This window comes from Arthrobacter sp. H-02-3, from assembly GCF_003097355.1.
In the GTDB taxonomy this organism is placed as follows: Bacteria; Actinomycetota; Actinomycetes; order Actinomycetales; family Micrococcaceae; genus Arthrobacter; species Arthrobacter humicola.
This window is the reverse complement of sequence record NZ_PYUI01000005.1, coordinates 172,214-187,020: the sequence shown is the minus strand read 5'-3', so window position 1 is coordinate 187,020 and position 14,807 is coordinate 172,214. Positions and strand designations below refer to the sequence as shown.

Below are 14,807 nucleotides of genomic sequence, written 5' to 3'. Positions count from 1 at the left end.
TGTCCGTCTTGCTCACGTCAGCCGGGGCGTCCGTGGGGGAGTTGTCCGGCGGGAACCCGTTGCCTCAAACGCGGCGGCCAGGCTCAGCAGTGAGGTGTCATCGTAGGCCCGGCCCGCGAGGGTCAGGCCAACGGGCATGCCGGTGTCGGCCATCGTGCCCATGGGCACCGTGACGGTCGGGATGCCCAGGTGGCGCGGCACGAGGTTGCCGTTGGCGACCCAGACGCCGTTGCGCCAGCCGAGATCTGCCGAGGCCTCATTGACGTCCATGTCCGCGGGCCCGACGTCCGCGGCGGCGGGGAACAGCACGGCGTCCAGTCCGAGTCTGTCCATCCATTCCTCCAGGTCCACGCGGCGCGTCTCCTCCAAGCCACGCAGGCCACCTTCGAGATGCGGGATGTCCGTCAACGATGCGGCGCCGTGCTCGCGGATGTATCCCGGGTAGTTGGCGATGTCGTCATCAAAGCCGGCATAGCGGTCCGGGAGCGCCCCGTCCGGATGGGGGAAAATCGTTGCGCCGTCCACCGCGGCCAAGGTGTTCAGGGCAGGGTCGCCGTTCGCTGCGAGGAAGTCTTCCCAGGCCCAGGCCGAGAGATCCAGGATTTCCCGCTGCAGGTATTCCGGGCTCACCAGGCCGCGCGTGGCGATCGTGGGTGCCCCGGGGCGGTCTCCTTCATAGTTGGACACCACCGGAAAGTCGACCAGCACAACCTCGGCGCCGGCCGCCTCAAGATCGCGCCGTGCCGCTTCCCACAGTTCCATCACCGAGCCGCGGGTGTGGATGCGCTGGCCGGTCGGCCCGCCGATGCCAGGCTTCTCGCTGCTGCCGGCGTCGGGGTCGGCGTTGACGTACATCCGCGGCACGCCCAGCCGCCTGCCCTTCAACACCGAGCGTGCGTCGTCGGCATCTGCCGGCGCCAGCGCAGGGTAGGAGGACGGGCGGAGCGCCGAGGGGGCCGGGATGTCCACCCACGGCTGGACCCGCCAGAAGTCGCCGCGGGTCTGTGCGTCGTCGGCCACGATCACGTCGAGCACCTCGAGCAGGTCTGCCATGGAGCGCGTGTGCGGCACCACCACATCCATGGTGGGCACCAGAGGCCAGTTGCCACGGACGGAAATGACCCCTCGCGAGGGCGTGTACGCGCACAGCGCGTTGTTCGACGCCGGCGCGCGCCCGCTGGACCACGTCTCTTCCCCAAGGCCGAACGCCGCGAAGCTTGCCGCCGTCGCGGTGCCAGAACCGTTGGAGGAGCCGGAGCCGAATGCCGCCGTGAGGAAATCGGCGTTGTAAGGGCTCTCGGCGCGACCGTAGACGCCGCGTTGCATGCCGCCGTTGGCCATGGGCGGCATGTTTGTGAGGCCGATCAGCACCGCGCCTGCCGCCCGCAGGCGTTCGATGGTGAACGCATCCCGCTGTGCGACGAGATGCTCGAAAGCAGGCGAACCGGCCGCGGCGGTAAGGCCCTTCACCAGATAGCTGTCCTTGGCCGTGTACGCGATGCCGTCCAGCGGCCCGAGCGTCGTGCCCCCGGCCCGGCGCTCGTCAGAGGCCCGGGCGTCCGCCAGGGCGTCAGGGTTCATGACGACGAGCGAGTTCAGCGTGATGCCGTTGTGGTCGTAGGTTGCGATGCGCTCAAGGTAGGAACGGGTAAGTTCCTCACTGCTGGCCCGGCCGGACTCCAAGGCGTCACGCAACTGGGCGATGGACGCCTCGACGACGTCGAAGCCCGCCATCACGCCACCGGCCCGTCGAGCGTGGGCTGCTGCTGGGTGATGCAGTGGATGCCCCCGCCGCGGGCCAGGATCGGGCGGGCGTCCACGGTCACCACGCGGCGCCCCGGGTATGCCTCCGCAAGGATTTCCGCGGCCATCGCGTCCGCCCTGTCTTCGCCATAGCCGCAGGCGATCACGCCGCCGTTGACCACAAGGTGGTTGACATAGCTCCAGTCCACGTAGCCTTCCTCGTCGCGCAGTGTCTGCGGGGCCGGCAGCGGGAGGATCCGGAACGGCCCGCCTGCGGCGTCCGTCTGGGTTTCGAAAAACGCTTGCAAGGTGCGGCTGACCTCGTAGTCAGGATGCTCCGGATTCATCTGGGTGTGGAGCAGGACCCGGCCGGGGGAGGGCATGGTGGCCACCATGTCGATGTGGCCGCGGGTGCCCAGATCCTCGTAGTCGCGGGTCAGGCCGCGCGGCACCCAGACGGTCTTGCGGGCGCCGATGGTGCGTGCCAGCTCTGCTTCGACGCGGGCTTTGTCCGCGTACGGGTTCCGGCCCGGGTCCAGCTGCACGGTTTCGGTCACGAGCACGGTGCCTTCGCCGTCGACGTGCATGGCGCCGCCCTCGTTGACCAGCAGCGAGCTGACGAGCTCAGCACCGGACTTTTCGGCCACGAAGCGCGCCATCCCGGCGCTCTTCTCCCATTCGGACCACTTGGGTGCACCCCAGCCGTTGAAGACCCAGTCCACCGCGCCGAGGACACCGGGACGTTCGTCGTCGACGACGAAGGTCGGTCCGACGTCGCGCATCCAGAACTCATCCAGCGGGGCTTCAAGCTGTTCTATGCCGCTGCCGAGCATGTCGGCAGCCCGCTGCCGCTCGCTGGGATCCACCACCATGGTGACCGGCTCAAATTCGGCAACCGCGTGGGCGACGGCCGTCCAGGCCGCATAGGCCTCCTCGGCTGAAGCGGCGTCGTCGCCCAAGGTCAGGCCGGTGCGGGGGAACGCCATCCAGGTTCGATCGTGAGGTGCGGTTTCAGCGGGCATTCTCCACGCCATGAGAAGGGCTCCTTAGTCCTTTTTGCGCCGGCACTGCACGCCTCCTCCCCAATGAGGGGCGCGCATAGGAACGACGCCAAGCCGTTATTGATCAATCGATCAATAAGATTGAAAATTACTCTAGACTGTTAGGTGATGTCAAGCACACAGAGGAAACGCGCCGTCCGAAAGGCGCCAGGGGAACGGGCCAGCGAGATTTCAGAGGCGGCCCGGACTATCGCCCTCGAGCAGGGGCTCGGGTCGATCACCCTGCGCAATGTGGCGGCCCGCGTGGGGGTGGCTTCCGGCCTGGTGGCGCATTACCAGCCCAATGTTGAGGCCCTTGTGGCGTCCACTTTCACCGGCATCGTCTCGGCGGAAGCAGCGGAATTGCAGGCAACCCTGGACGGGATGCCGTCAGCCCGCGGGCAGCTTGCCTACCTTTTGGACACGCTGCTGGACAGCAGCCGCCTGGACGTCACGGCGGTCTGGGTGGATGCCTGGACCATGGGCCGGCGCAACGAGGCTTTGGCGGTATGCGTCCGCGATCAGATGGACGCTTGGCAGGCCATGCTGCAAGGCGTGGTGGAGGCCGGTATTGCGGCCGGTGAGTTCGAGACCTCCGACGCCGCATCCGTCGCCTGGCAGATTCTGGGGATGATCGACGGGCTGAACGCCCAGGCGTTGGTGCGCTGGGACGGCGTCAATGACCGCGGCACCCACCTGGCCCGCGCGGTCGAAGGGATGGTGGGTGCGGCGCGCGGTTCGCTGCAGCAGCTGGGTTCTTCCCAGGGCTGATGCTTTTCTGTCTCAGCCGCGGCGGCCGCCTGATTAGGGACCGCACGCCACCGCCTTCGAGGCGGTGCGGACGGCAGGGAATCACGGTCGGCAGTCGCGCTGTTCCGTGTAGCCGAAGGGGACAAGCTCGCTCAACCCGACGCGGAAGAGCCTGTCGTCAAGGCGGCTCACAAGGATGCCATGGGTGGCGAGCCCGACAGCGACTTCCGTCATCAGTTCCACCGCGGCATTGAGGCCGCGGTCCATCGACTCCCGGTCCTGGGCGAGGACCTCAATGCTCTGCACGGTTTCGGTACCGGCCAAGAGATTCACGGCGCCGCCTCGCATACCGGCTTGGCGGAATAGCCGTCTGCCTTTTGATAGAGGGCCCGCCTGTCCGCGCCGTGGCCTGCGAGCCATAGGGCGCCTGCAGCCTGGGCGACGTCGTCCACATAGCCGGTTCGGATGAGATGCCCGTCCTTCCATACCTCCACCGGCCGGCCGACCAGGTTGCTCCAGTCGTGATCGTCGCTCATGATGTCGCCTTTCTTCGAGGAATGTGTTGGTGCGGTGCAAGTCCACGCGCGATGACGTCCGCTTCCGGGCCCGGACGTGTTTCTTGCGGCCAGCGCACCGTCCCCAGTGGGGCTAACGCACTGACGGCGGGCCCGCGACGCCGCTTGCCGGTGCAGGCGGAAGAGGAGCGTGCAAATAAATGAATGACGTTCATTATTGGTTCAATGCTGTGAGGCTGTCAACCGGGTGAGGGGAGTGTGAACAAATATGCCGCGCGACTCGATAGGGCGGGTGGAAAAGCCCATGGTTGAGCATTCCACCCGCCGTAGTGCTTACAGCCGCTGTGCTATTCCACCCGGTCGAGCATGAATTGGATCTCTCCGTCCACGACTGTGCCCAGGATGTTGCTGCCGGCCAGGTCATCGGGGTCTGCCGTGAGCGGATCGCATTCAAAGGCAGTGAAGTCTGCGCGTTTGCCGACCGATATCGATCCGGTGCTGTGGAATAGGCCCGCCGCGCGCGCGGCGTGCGAGGTGTAGCCCTCCAGGGCCTGGAGGGCTGTGAGCGCCTGGCCTGGCCCGATGGGCGACTCGTCCGGCTGGCCGGCACGCCGTCGCAAACGGGCGTCGGCCATGATCGGCAACGGCTCGAACGGTGCGATGGGCCAGTCCGACCCCAGGGCCAGCGTCACTCCCTCCTTGCGCAGGTCCTGGCAGCGCCAGGCTCGGTCGGCCCGCTCCCTGCCCAGCCGCGTGGACCAGTTGTCGCTGTGGTCCGCCCGTGAGTAGTGGGTGCAGTGGGTCGGCTGCATGCTCGCCACGACGTCCAGTCGGGCGAACCGCTTGATCAGGTTGTCCGGGATGGATTCAATGTGCTCCACCCGGTGGACCGTCGCGGGAGTCGAGGAACGCAGCGATTCCAGGGCGTCGAGCACATGTGCCACGCCGGCATCCCCGATCGCATGGGTCGCAGTCGGAATGCCGCGACCGGCGAAGTATCGGACTGCTTCGGCATACTCCTGCGGGCGCGGCCAGAAGGGTGCGGTGGATTGGCCGTAGGAGTCGGGTTCGAAGAGCCAGGCCGTGCCGTTGTCAATGGTTCCGTCCACGAAGAGCTTGATGGCATCCACCGACCAGCGGCGGCCGCCCTCCCGGAGCATCATCGCAAGTTCCGCCCACTCCGTCTCTCCGCTTCCGGGCATGCACCAGGCGGCGCAGCGCAGCCGCAGCGGCAGGTCGCCGTCGTTCTCCAGCGCGCGGTAGAGTTCGAGCGATCCCGCACCGAGGTCCATGACGTGTCCGCCGGTGAGCCCCGAGCGGGCAAAGCGGCGGAGCAGTTCCGCCAGCCGGGATTTCCGGGTTGCGAACGGCTCCGTTGGCGCGTGTCGCTCCACAAGGTCTACGGCCGCCGCCTCCAGTAGCAGTCCCGTCGGCACCCCGTCGTCGTCGCAGACTACTTCGGAGGCCTGTTCAAAGACTCGCGGGCCGGTGACGCCGGCAAGCTCCAGGGCGCGGACGCTGGCCAGCGCCGAGTGCCCGTCGAAGAGTCGAATCAGGGTGGGGCGTCCGGCGACGACGTCGTCGACAGCCTCCCGGTGCACGCGCGATGAGCCGAAGACGTTGGGGTCTAGCCCCCAACCCCGCACCCATCCGCCCGGTGCGGCGGCGGCGGCCTCAGCGTGCAATAGTTGGCGCACCTCGGTGAGGGTCCGGGCGCCGGAGAGATCCCGGCCGCCGGTCATATCGAGGCCAAGGACCGGATGGATATGGCTGTCCACCAGCCCTGGCGTCAGCGTGGCAGCACCCAGGTCAAGCACATGGGTCCCGGCCGTCCGCCAGTCCGTGGCGTCGGTGCGGCTGCCGACGGCGGCAATCAGGCCGTCCTCTACGGCCACCGCCTGCACCGGTTCCGGCGTGCCGTCCAGCGTGTGGACGGTGTCGGCGAGCAGGATCAGATCAGGATTCATGGATTTCAAAACTTCCTATGCGTTCGAAGGTCGCGGGCCGCCGGGTGCGCAGCCTGCGGGCGGTGAGGAGTCCCGCCAGGAAGACGGCAGGAGTGACCAGCAAAATAATGGTGTTGGTCAGGGTGTCGGCGAAGGTTAGCAGCTCGATGTTGACCGCGATCATGGCGACGACGGCGAAGAGCAGCACGGCGGAGGCGATACTCAGCGGAACGACCAGGCGGTTCGTTACCGCCGCGGGGTTCCGGCGAAGGTAGATGAAGGCGGCCACCGAGACCAGGCCCTGCAGCCCGACGATGCCAAAGATGCCGGGCGTGTTTACCCAGATCAACAGCTGCTGGTATGGGTCTGCGCCGAGGACTGCACAGACAATGATCACGACGGCGGCGAGCAGGGACTGCAGTTGGCCGGCACGGTGCGGGGACTTGTATTTGGAGTGCGTCCTGCCCAGGAACGCCGGCAGGACGCCGTCGCGGGCCAGCATGTAGACGTAGCGGTTGATGGCGTTGTGGAACGCCAGCTGGGAGGCATAGACGCTGGTGACAATCAGGACGTACATGACCACCTCGGCCCATGGGCCGACGTACTGGTTGATGGTCGCGAAGAACATTCCGTTGGAAAGCTGTCCCGCCGCCTGGACCACGTCGCCGTCACCGTACGCCTGGACCACGGTCCACACAATGAAGGCGTAGAAGACGGACATGAAGCCCACAGCGATGAAGGTCGCCCGGGGGACGGATTTGTCCGGATTCCGCGCCTCCCGCCGGTACAGAACGGTGGACTCGAACCCCATGAACGCGGCGAAGCAGATGCCCAGAATTGCCAGTACTCCAGGGTTGAAGGCATTCTCCGGGGTGAAGGAGGAGCCGCTGATCCCGTGGGCACCCCCGTGCGAGAGGATGCCCGCGCCCATCACTGCGAGGATGGCGGTTTCGGCGACCAGTAGGACCCCGAGCACCTTGGCGCCGACATCAATGCCGCGGTAACCGAGGAACCACACGGCGGCCACGGCGCTGAGCGCCACGACCGGCCAAGGGACGTCGAGACCGAAGATGAAATGAAGCATGGACTGGGTCTGCACCGCAAAGAGCCCGTAAACGCCGATCTGAAGGCAGTTGTACGAGACAATCGCCAGCACGGCGGAGGCCAGACCTACCGTCTTGCCCATGGCCAGTGAAATGTAGGTGTAAAAGCCTCCGGCAGCCTTGACGTGCCGGGTCATCGCCATGAAGCCGATGGCAAAGATCGTGAGGACCGCGCCGGCGATCAGATAGCCGGCGGGGGCACCTATACCGCCGGTCGCAATGGCAACCGGCGCGACGCCGGCCATCACGGTTAGCGGGGCGGCCGCGGAAATGACCAGGAAGGCGATGCCGCCTGTGCCAATGGCATTGCGTTTGAGGCCGTTCTCGGCCGCCGTCTTGGACGGCTGTGTTTGGGTGTCGGACATGTGGGGGTTCCTTTGGAGGGGTCAGGAGCTCTCATAAACGATAGCCTTTCGTTTATTATGGGTCCCTGTGACCCGGCGCACAATACTGAGTCCCAAGAATTGTGTAGGTTCTTAGGAGCCACTGATTGGAGAATCCCCATGGGCCGCCCGCTCGCTCCGCTGATATCCATCGACGGACTCGTAACCGCCAGCCTCGAACTGGTCGATGAGACCGGCGACTTCAGCCTGCCGAAGTTGGCGCGGCGCATCGGAGTCAGCCAGTCATCGATCTACAACCACGTCAGCGGACGGGAGGAGATCCTTGAGCTGATGCGCCGGCGTATCATCAGCGAGACCCCATATCCCGCACTTCAGGGGCTGAGCTGGGAAGACACCCTCCGTGTAGTGATCCGCGCCTACCGTGACGCGTTCGCCCGGCATCCCAGGCTGGCCCCGCTGATGGTCCTGCAGACTGTGCAGGACGCCAAGGTCATCGGCCTGTATGAGGATCTGGCCCTGGCGCTGGAGGGCGCTGGCTTTGAGGGAAAGGACGTCGTCTCGGCCATCACGACCATCGACAGCTTCGCCCTCGGCGCGGCCCTTGATCTGGCCGCGCCCGACGTCGTGTGGGCGCCGTCGGGCGAGGGGTTCCCGGCGCTCACACGCGCGCTCGAACATGCCGGACCACCCCGGCAGCGGGGAGAAGACGCCTTTAACTTCGGGCTCGAAGTGATCATCGCGGGACTGCGCGCCCGGCTCTAGGGGCGGCGACGCGGCCAAGAGCCCGCCAGGGCGGAATCAGACCAAGCTCTGGCCGCGCTGGAAGCCGGAGTTCTTCTGCCGCCGGTGATTCCTGGACATCGTGACGGGGCAGGCGGCGTCGTCCATAATTAGCTCAGCCGCGGACACCGGCAGCCGAACGCCGGAACAGGCGTGGATTGTTGAGGCCAGCACGTCGTTGCGTGGGGCCTGTTATGGCATGCGGCCGGCACGGAGGAAGGTCTGGGTTATGAGCACACCACTACCCCAAGTGCGCGTCCTGACTTACAACGGGGAAGACATCGGGATGGGGTTCAACAGTGACAGCGGCCTGGCCATAGGCACCGCATTGGACTTTGACGAACCGTCGCGCCTGTCCGGGCAGGAGGCCAAGGCAACCGCCGAAATCATCACAACACATGAGTCGCTGATGGAGTCGTTGGGCGTATCCGCGGAAGCGCAGGGGCGCTACGGATTTGCATCTGCAAGCCTCAAGGTCGACTTTTCGAAGAGTACCTCCTACAACTCCGTTTCAACGTTCGTCGTGGCGAAAATGGTCGTCAATAACCAGATCGTGCGCGGACGAAACTTTCGCATCAAGCAAGACGCGAAAGATCTGCTGACAGCCAGTCAGTTTGAAGCGTTTTCGAGGGCCTACGGTGACTCGTTCGTACGTGGACAATTTCGCGGCGGGGAATTTTTCGCGGTACTCCGAATCACGTCACTGGATACGGCCGTGCAGACCGATCTTGCGGTGACATTGCAGGCGGAGATCAACGGGGTGATCGCTGGCGGCTCCTTCAGCGGCAAATTCAACGCGCACAAGGATCAGTCCCAGTCGCGGGCAGAACTGCATGTGGTGTTCTATCAGAAGGGCGGCGAGGGCGAAGAGGAAATCGGGACAACCATGACCGTTGACGAGGTGAAAGACCGCCTCAAATCACTCCCGACAGCTGTAGCCAATCACCCCTTCCCGTACGAAATTGAAGTTGCCACTTATGACACCGTGCCGATTCCGATTCCTACGAAGGTTCAGCAGGAAGCCTTCCTCGTAGCGACGGCTGACGCTGACCGCCAAAGGCTCGCTTATCTCCAGAAGTACAACGACTTCACCTTTGCGGCGGAACATCCGGAGTTCTTTGAAAATCCTGCTCCCAGCGCCGAGCTCCAGGCCGCGGCACAGGCCTATGCGCGTGCGACGGACGCCGCTACTCGTCATGCCGTTCGCCTGTCGAGGGGTGAAATTGATCCACCTCAACTCTTTGACCCGGCCACGGCTGACCCCCCGCTGCAATTTCCCACTCTCGAACTGCATCGGCGGATCGGCGGCGTGGAGGGCAGCTACGCCGACTGGTATGAGAAACGGAATCAGCCGGGGATACTTTCCGACGACCGGAAGCTGGTGAACCAGATCGCTTTCGCTGTTGCCGGCCGGATCGACAATCTCGAAGGGATCGTGGATCCTGGCGGCGACGAACTGAAGACGGAGCACCTGCGTGGCGAGGCGCTTGCGCAAGTCGTCAGCGAGCTGGATAAGTTCACGATCGAGTGGTACCCGGAAAATATGGGAATTACCTCGATCGCCCATCTTCCGACGATGATCGCAAGGGACCGGCTCGCCGAACTATCAATCACCGGCAGAAACAACGACGGCGCCCTGATGAGTTTGCAGGGCATGGAACAGCTGGGAAAGCTTCAGCACGTAAATGTTTCGGGGAACCGCATAGGCCAGCTGGAACCGGTCGCGGGACTTACCTTTCTGCGCGGACTCGACGTTTCGGACAATGACGTAAGCGACGTCGCGCCGCTCGGGCGCTGTCCCAATCTCGAGTCGTTGAATGTAGGCGGCAATCGGATCGCCGATATTTCCCCGCTGGCAGCGGCGAAGAACCTGAAGACCTTGTGCCTGACCGACGTCAAGTTCACAATCTGGCCTGACACCAAACCGGTCGGACATCTGATGGCAAAGACCGAATTCGGAGTCTGGAGCGTGGAGACACACGACAATCCGCTCCAAGTCGCCACCGGCCTGGAGGATATCCAGGGCATTGCCAATCCCTTTTTGTCCCTGCATCAATTCAACGTGCGCTGGGGCGTTGTGAAGGACGGGCCGGATGCGCAGTTTCACGGCACTGCGGCAAGGATTGGCTTGTCGCCCAGATTTGCTGTCCATCTGGTGCGCGGCACCGAGACGCTCGACGACGAGTGGAGTCTGGTCAGTGTGGGGGATGAGCCCTCCGGGCCGCTGGCATTGGAGGGATTCGGGGCGGACGGACCCCTGCCCCAGGGGGCGAAGCTGATCGCCTTGGTTAGTGAGGCAGCCAACTTCCTGATCTGGACGGCCGTGCTGGACGGAGACACCGCGGTCACACAAGCCGGCGCCACTTTCCTGCGCAACTCCGGCTTCACCACGTGCGACGTCCTGCCTTAAATGCCAGAGGACGACGGCGGGAGTCACCTCCCGCCGTCGTCCTCCGTGTGTTTGCTAGGCGGAAACTGCCTCAAGGTTTGCTGCACCGTGGTTCAGGCTGAGCGTGAAGGTGCCCGGTCCGCTGGCGTGGACCGCGATGTTGCTCTTGGCGGTGTTGTGGCGCTCCGAGAGGTCGTGAATCAGGGCGTCCAGCTCGTGGTGCATCGTGGAGCGGTCCCAGAGCTTGTGGGTTACAGAGGTGGCAGTTTCAAACGTCATTGTTCAGTGCTTCCATTTCATGAATCCGGATGTCCGGCTGCCGCACCGATGCGGAGCCGCCGTGGGGCCAAACCAGGAACGCCTGAGACCTCGGGCAGCTCTGCGAGCTCACCGGTTTGGCCTCATTGCGTCCACCAGGATGGGTGCCCCTGGTTCACTGCGGACGCGTGGCGTCGGAGGGAACATCGGGGCTGCGTGACCGGGAGCCATGCTCCCCGCCCTGCCTTTCCATAGTGCACAGCGCCGCGCGGACGTCTCAAGCCAGATGGCGAAAATAGCGCGTGAGACTCATCACAGGCACCGGCGTGGCGCGAACTGCGACGGCGTCGCGCAGGGTCCGTTCGGACTACCGACGGGGGCGCTTCCGCGGGAAAAGTGCCGTGGGCGTGTGCTGGCGGCTCAGGCCCCGGGCCGGAGCACGGGTGACCGGCACCGGCCCTCCCGGCTCCGGCCCCGCTGCGGCAGCCGCTCTGCCGTAGCGGGCGGCCAGCGGTGCGGCGCTGAAGCCATGGGCCAGGACGCTGAGCAGCACGGTGGCCGCGATGACGGCCACCGCCTGATCGGACACTGGTCCGAGGGCTTCCATCGCCAGCAGCGCGAACACGAGGGATGCCAAACCGCGCGGACCAAACCAGCCCACGAACAGGACGGTGCGCCGGTCCAGTCCGGCGCCAATCGAGGCCAGTGCCACCGGCAGCATGCGCACCACAGTGAGGCTGAGCACGGCATACACGATGGTCAGGGGGACGAAGTGCGCCAGCATGGTCGGAATGGTGATGGCTCCAAAGGCCAGCCACACCAGCAGCGACACCAAGCCGCCCATCTGCTCGACGAAGACCAGTTCGGCCGGCGCCCGTTGGCCGGCGCACGTGCCGAACGCCAGCCCGCCGCAAAAGGCGGCGACGAATCCGTTGCCGCCCACAGCGAGGGCGGCAGTGTAGGCGAGCAGGCTCAGGGCAAGGACTCCGACACCGGCAAAGTCCTCGGCGCTCGTCCCGCGCCGGCGGGCCAGCTGCAGCAGCCACCCGCCCACGGCGCCGGTTGCCGCGCCCACGCCGGCGCCGATAAGCAGCTCGACGGCGGCACTGCCGGGACCGGCTGCACTCTCCAGACCTGCGGCGGCGGCCGCGCCGGCGATCGCGACCATGACGACCGGGGTGGCGATGCCGTCGTTGAGGCCGCTCTCGACGGTGATCAGCTGGCGGATCCGCGACGGCACCGCCGGATTCGTCACCACGGGGATTCCGAGCGCGGCGTCAGTAGGGGCCAGCGCCGCACCGACGAGCAGGGCCAGCCACAGTCCGAACTGGGGAAAGAACCAGGCGGCCAGGACCCACCCGAACACAATCGTCAGAGGCAGGCCGATTCCCAGCAACCGCACATAGCGGCCCACGTCCCGGCGCAACTCCTGAAGGGGCAGACGGGCGGCGTCGGAGAACAGCACCCACACCAGGGTGACCTCGACAACCGGGGTGATGGCCGCCGGGGGCGACGCGGCATCGACCAGCCCGGCCCAGGCCAGGGCCAGGCCGACAGAAGTGAACACTATAGGAGCGGTCAGGTCCGCCTGCTGCAGCCGCGCCGATACCAGCGCCCACGCGAACAGTGCGGCGGTGATCAGGACTATGACCGTCAGTTCCATGACGGATCGGTGCCCGCCTCCGTGCCCCCGGAGTCGTCATGAGACGTGTCGGAACAGGCCATGTTCAACTTTAGGCGCGGCGGGGCTGCCGATGCCCGTGTCCAAAGTCCCTAGGGGCCCTGGCCGGCCGCAGATTAGTTGCCGGCGCCGGTCACCCGCGGGGCTGCAACCGAGCCACGGCGGATCAGTTCGGCCGTGAACTCCGGCACGGCCGCGGGCACCTTCCGGCCTTCGATCTGCCGGATCAGGGCCGCCGCGGCCGCAACACCCATGTCATAGACGGGCTGCGCGATGACCGTGAGCGGCGGGGTGGTGAGGCGGGTCCAGGCGAAGTCGTCGTACATGAGGAAGGAGACGTCGTCCGGAATCCGCAGGCCCAGCTCCTGGATGGCTTCAACGACGCTGAGGCCGATCAGGCCGTCGGAGGCGATGATCGCCGTCGCCGGGTCCGGGCGCTGCAGCAGCTCGCGGGTGATCTTTCTGATCGACTCGTTGTCGCCGGCGTTGAGGCGGATCAGATCGTCCGGCAGGTCCAGACCCGCCTCATCGAACGCCCGTTTCATGCCGTCGCGCCGGTCCGAGATCTGGGACGAGTCCAGGACCATGCCGTCGCGGTACGGCTCGCCCGTCTTGAGGGTGGAGACGAAGGCGATTCTCCGGTGTCCTGCCCCGATCAGGTAGCTCGTGGAGTCGTGCGAGATGCCCTCCATGTCCACCGCCACGGTGTCGACGTCGAGGCCCGACGCCTTGCGGTCCAGCAGGACCAGCGGGCGGCCGGATTCGTGAACGCGGCGTAAATGTTGCGTTTCCACGGATGACGCCGGTGCCACGATCAGGCCGTCCACGCGCTTGTCCAGGAGCACCCGGACGGCATCGATTTCCGCCTCGGTATCCTCATCCGTGTTGATCAGGATGACGTTGAAACCACTGCGCTTGGCGGTGTCGGTAATGCCCCGCGTGGCGAGGCCGAAATGGGGGTTTTCAATGTCGCCGACCACCACCCCGATGGTGTGCGATTTCCCCGTGTTCATGCTGCGGGCGAGCTCGTTGGGCCGGTACTCCAACTCCTCGGCAGCGGCCAGCACCCGCTCACGGACGTCGTCGCTCACGGCACCGTAGTTGCCCAGGGCGCGGGCAGCCTGGGCCTTGGAAACCTGGGCGGCTCTGGCGACGTCGGCGACAGTGACATCGCGGCGCCGGGAAGCATCACTATTCATTACGGCCTTTCGTAGCGGACTCTTGACGCCCCATGTGGCTTCGATTACATTTCTAGCAATCGATGTGAGTCCGGTCTCAATCTTAGGGACTGAGACCGGACTCAGCAAGGCTCGCATCGACAGTCCGCAACCCGGGGGCCAATTGCCCGCCCACCTCGCCCCTCACTCCCACGATTGGAAAACGCTGTGAACACAGGAAACAAAATGCGCCGCCCGGTGGCGCTCATCGCCGCCGCTGTTGCCGCGGTCCTGGCCTTGTCCGGCTGCGGAGGAACCTCCTCCGCCGCGTCCTCGCCGGCGGACAACCCCTATGGCCTGATTGAGGCCGGCACCATTCGCGTGGCCAGCCTGGGCGATTCGAAGCCCTACACCTTCACCGACGCCCAGGGGAACTTCACCGGCTTCGACGTCGAACTGTTCAAAGACGTCGCCCACCGCGCCGGAATCGACAAGGTCGTCTTCACCGGACAGGACTTCTCCGGGCTGCTCGCCGCCGTCTCCAACGGCCAGTTCGACGCCGGCGTTGCGGCCATTGGAATCACGGACAAGCGCAAGCAGACCGTCGACTTCTCCGATGGGTACCTCGCCGGATATCTGACGGTCATCACTACGAAGACCTCGGGCATTACCGGCGCTGACGGGCTCGCCGGCAAGCGACTCGGCGTCGTGCAGGGAACGCTGCAGGAGGCCTACGCCGTCAAGAACTTCACTTCCGCGAGCCTGGTGCGCTTCCCGGACAACAACACGGCAATCGCCGCCGTCAACAGCGGATCCGTCGATGCGCACTTCCTGGACTACGAGGCCGCCAAGGCCTATGAAACGCAATACGGCCTGGTCAGCGCAGCGGACATCCCGTCCTTCGATGCCCCCGCCGGGTTCGCCGTGGCCAAGGGCAAGACCGCCTTCAAGGACGCCCTCAACAAGGGCCTGGCCGCAGCCATGGAGGACGGCACCTGGAAGAAGCTCTACCAGAAGTGGTTCCCGGGCTCCCCGATGCCCGAGCAGTACCTGCCGAAGGCCGAACAGACGGCCAGCCCGACCCCCAGCAAATAAGCGTCC

The 14,807-nt window shown here is 65.6% G+C and carries 13 protein-coding genes; 4 read left to right on the top strand and 9 right to left on the bottom strand.

The genetic code is table 11. The features are described 5' to 3' along the window. Nucleotides 1–12: 12 nt before the first annotated feature. Together C9424_RS07545 and C9424_RS07540 are read right to left on the bottom strand one after the other, a co-directional pair. Nucleotides 13–1,734, bottom strand: a complete 1,722-nt coding sequence (locus tag C9424_RS07545; protein WP_116766264.1) for an amidase — start codon at nucleotides 1,732–1,734, stop codon at nucleotides 13–15. Then, complete coding sequence (locus C9424_RS07540; protein ID WP_116766263.1) at nucleotides 1,734–2,777, bottom strand: agmatine deiminase family protein; 1,044 nt, start codon at nucleotides 2,775–2,777, stop codon at nucleotides 1,734–1,736. Before C9424_RS07540 ends, C9424_RS07545 begins: the two co-directional genes overlap by 1 nt. Before the next feature lie 135 nt (nucleotides 2,778–2,912). Between C9424_RS07540 and C9424_RS07535 the strand changes: the two genes are divergently transcribed. Beyond that, a complete protein-coding gene (locus tag C9424_RS07535; protein WP_116766262.1) occupies nucleotides 2,913–3,554 on the top strand; it encodes a TetR/AcrR family transcriptional regulator in 642 nt (213 codons plus the stop codon). Between the two features lie 81 nt (nucleotides 3,555–3,635). Here the strand turns inward: C9424_RS07535 and C9424_RS07530 are convergent, their stop codons facing one another. The 4 genes from C9424_RS07530 to C9424_RS07515 all read right to left on the bottom strand — a co-directional run bounded on the left by C9424_RS07530 (nucleotide 3,636) and on the right by C9424_RS07515 (nucleotide 7,462). Then, nucleotides 3,636–3,866: a hypothetical protein gene (locus C9424_RS07530; RefSeq protein ID WP_133247492.1), complete on the bottom strand. Its 231-nt coding sequence runs from the start codon at nucleotides 3,864–3,866 to the stop codon at nucleotides 3,636–3,638. Then, nucleotides 3,863–4,069, bottom strand: coding sequence for a hypothetical protein (locus C9424_RS07525; protein WP_116766260.1), 207 nt, complete (start codon nucleotides 4,067–4,069; stop codon nucleotides 3,863–3,865). The genes C9424_RS07530 and C9424_RS07525 overlap by 4 nt, the downstream gene beginning before the upstream one ends. A 326-nt stretch (nucleotides 4,070–4,395) precedes the next feature. Beyond that, nucleotides 4,396–6,015 carry an amidohydrolase gene (locus tag C9424_RS07520; RefSeq protein WP_116766259.1) on the bottom strand — a complete coding sequence of 540 codons (1,620 nt, stop codon included), beginning with the start codon at nucleotides 6,013–6,015 and terminating at the stop codon, nucleotides 4,396–4,398. Then, a complete protein-coding gene (locus C9424_RS07515; protein ID WP_116766258.1) occupies nucleotides 6,005–7,462 on the bottom strand; it encodes an APC family permease in 1,458 nt (485 codons plus the stop codon). Before C9424_RS07515 ends, C9424_RS07520 begins: the two co-directional genes overlap by 11 nt. Nucleotides 7,463–7,600: 138 nt before the next feature. Between C9424_RS07515 and C9424_RS07510 the strand changes: the two genes are divergently transcribed. Both C9424_RS07510 and C9424_RS07505 read left to right on the top strand, forming a co-directional pair. Continuing rightward, nucleotides 7,601–8,203, top strand: coding sequence for a TetR/AcrR family transcriptional regulator C-terminal domain-containing protein (locus C9424_RS07510; protein WP_116766257.1), 603 nt, complete (start codon nucleotides 7,601–7,603; stop codon nucleotides 8,201–8,203). 247 nt (nucleotides 8,204–8,450) lie between these two features. Then, nucleotides 8,451–10,631, top strand: coding sequence for a leucine-rich repeat domain-containing protein (locus C9424_RS07505; protein WP_133247491.1), 2,181 nt, complete (start codon nucleotides 8,451–8,453; stop codon nucleotides 10,629–10,631). A 54-nt stretch (nucleotides 10,632–10,685) separates the two neighbouring features. Here the strand turns inward: C9424_RS07505 and C9424_RS07500 are convergent, their stop codons facing one another. The 3 genes from C9424_RS07500 to C9424_RS07490 form a co-directional block, all read right to left on the bottom strand. Further along, on the bottom strand, nucleotides 10,686–10,889 hold the full coding sequence (locus C9424_RS07500; protein WP_116766255.1) for a hypothetical protein: 204 nt from the start codon (nucleotides 10,887–10,889) through the stop codon (nucleotides 10,686–10,688). Between the two features lie 346 nt (nucleotides 10,890–11,235). After that, entirely contained in the window at nucleotides 11,236–12,531 is a 1,296-nt protein-coding gene (locus C9424_RS07495; RefSeq protein WP_116766254.1) for a cation:proton antiporter domain-containing protein, read from the bottom strand. Nucleotides 12,532–12,665: 134 nt separating this feature from the next. After that, nucleotides 12,666–13,748 (bottom strand): LacI family DNA-binding transcriptional regulator, encoded by a 1,083-nt coding sequence (locus C9424_RS07490; protein ID WP_116766253.1) that lies wholly within the window; start codon nucleotides 13,746–13,748, stop codon nucleotides 12,666–12,668. A gap of 204 nt (nucleotides 13,749–13,952) precedes the next feature. Between C9424_RS07490 and C9424_RS07485 the strand changes: the two genes are divergently transcribed. Further along, nucleotides 13,953–14,801, top strand: coding sequence for an ABC transporter substrate-binding protein (locus C9424_RS07485; RefSeq protein WP_116766252.1), 849 nt, complete (start codon nucleotides 13,953–13,955; stop codon nucleotides 14,799–14,801). Nucleotides 14,802–14,807 lie beyond the last annotated feature (6 nt).

Bases quoted from the DNA above. Each gene is read 5' to 3' on its own strand.
- C9424_RS07520 (WP_116766259.1), bottom strand. From the start codon at position 6,015: ATGAATCCTGATCTGATCCTGCTCGCCGACACCGTCCACACGCTGGAC.
- C9424_RS07515 (WP_116766258.1), bottom strand. From the start codon at position 7,462: ATGTCCGACACCCAAACACAGCCGTCCAAGACGGCGGCCGAGAACGGC.
- C9424_RS07485 (WP_116766252.1), top strand. From the start codon at position 13,953: ATGCGCCGCCCGGTGGCGCTCATCGCCGCCGCTGTTGCCGCGGTCCTG.
- C9424_RS07535 (WP_116766262.1), top strand. From the start codon at position 2,913: ATGTCAAGCACACAGAGGAAACGCGCCGTCCGAAAGGCGCCAGGGGAA.
- C9424_RS07525 (WP_116766260.1), bottom strand. From the start codon at position 4,069: ATGAGCGACGATCACGACTGGAGCAACCTGGTCGGCCGGCCGGTGGAG.
- C9424_RS07490 (WP_116766253.1), bottom strand. From the start codon at position 13,748: ATGAATAGTGATGCTTCCCGGCGCCGCGATGTCACTGTCGCCGACGTC.
- C9424_RS07545 (WP_116766264.1), bottom strand. From the start codon at position 1,734: ATGGCGGGCTTCGACGTCGTCGAGGCGTCCATCGCCCAGTTGCGTGAC.
- C9424_RS07510 (WP_116766257.1), top strand. From the start codon at position 7,601: ATGGGCCGCCCGCTCGCTCCGCTGATATCCATCGACGGACTCGTAACC.
- C9424_RS07500 (WP_116766255.1), bottom strand. From the start codon at position 10,889: ATGACGTTTGAAACTGCCACCTCTGTAACCCACAAGCTCTGGGACCGC.
- C9424_RS07540 (WP_116766263.1), bottom strand. From the start codon at position 2,777: ATGGCGTGGAGAATGCCCGCTGAAACCGCACCTCACGATCGAACCTGG.
- C9424_RS07505 (WP_133247491.1), top strand. From the start codon at position 8,451: ATGAGCACACCACTACCCCAAGTGCGCGTCCTGACTTACAACGGGGAA.
- C9424_RS07495 (WP_116766254.1), bottom strand. From the start codon at position 12,531: ATGGAACTGACGGTCATAGTCCTGATCACCGCCGCACTGTTCGCGTGG.